Origin of the sequence: Oscillibacter sp. KLE 1745, from assembly GCF_000469445.2 — a bacterium.
Taxonomy (GTDB): domain Bacteria; phylum Bacillota; class Clostridia; order Oscillospirales; family Oscillospiraceae; genus Oscillibacter; species Oscillibacter welbionis.
In genome coordinates this window covers 1-910 of record NZ_KI271741.1, presented here as the reverse complement: position 1 = coordinate 910, position 910 = coordinate 1, and the positions used below count along the sequence as shown (strand labels likewise).

Here is a 910-nt window from a genome sequence, read left to right as displayed (position 1 = left end):
CACGGACTTCCAGAGCACCGGCAAGCGGACGCTGGAGATCGGCGTGGACGCCCTGCCTGCCATCCGCCAGGACAACACGGATCGGAACCGCACCTCCCCCATGGCCTTTACCGGCAACAAGTTCGAGTTCCGGATGCTGGGCGCATCCCAGTCCATCTCCGGCCCCAATATCGCCCTGAACACCATCATGGCCGAGGAGCTGAAGCAGTTCGCGGACGAGCTGGAGGCATCCCGGGACTTCCAGGCGGACCTGCCCAAGCTGATCCGCCGGGTATTCACCGAGCATCAGCGGATCATCTTCAACGGCAACGGCTATGACGAGGCATGGCTGGAGGAGGCCGGGAAGCGTGGCCTCTCCAACCTGACCTCCACCGCTGACGCTCTGCCCATGTACACCGCTCCCAAAAACGTGGATCTGTTTGTCAAGCACGGCATCTACACCAAGGAGGAGATCGAGGCCCGGGCGGAGATCCACATTGAGAACTACACCACGGTCCTGACCATTGAGGCCAAGACTATGGCGGACATGATCCGCCACCAGATCCTGCCTGCGGTGTCCGACTACGCCGACCAGCTGTGCCAGCGGGCCTATCACAAGGACGCCATGGGTGTGCCCCACCAGTATGAGACTTCCACAGCCATGCAGATCGGCACCCTGACGGACGCCCTGCAGGCGGACTGCGCCAAGCTGGAGGCGGATCTGGCCGCTATCCCCGTGGGCTCTATCAAGGCCATGAACTACTGCCATGAGGTGCTGATCCCCGACATGGCAGAGGCCCGGAAGGCCGCCGACCAGTTGGAGACGCTGACTGCCTCCAAGTCCTGGCCTTTCCCGGTATACAGCGACCTGCTGTTCTACGTATAAAGTGCGCAAGAGGGCCCCGGCCATCGGCCGGGGCCCTCTTGGATT

The 910-nt window shown here is 62.6% G+C and carries 1 pseudogene; it reads left to right on the top strand.

Features of this window, described 5'->3' with window-relative positions:
* Nucleotides 1-865, top strand: a pseudogene (locus tag HMPREF1546_RS19685) (glutamine synthetase type III); the annotation flags it as partial.
* Nucleotides 866-910 lie beyond the last annotated feature (45 nt).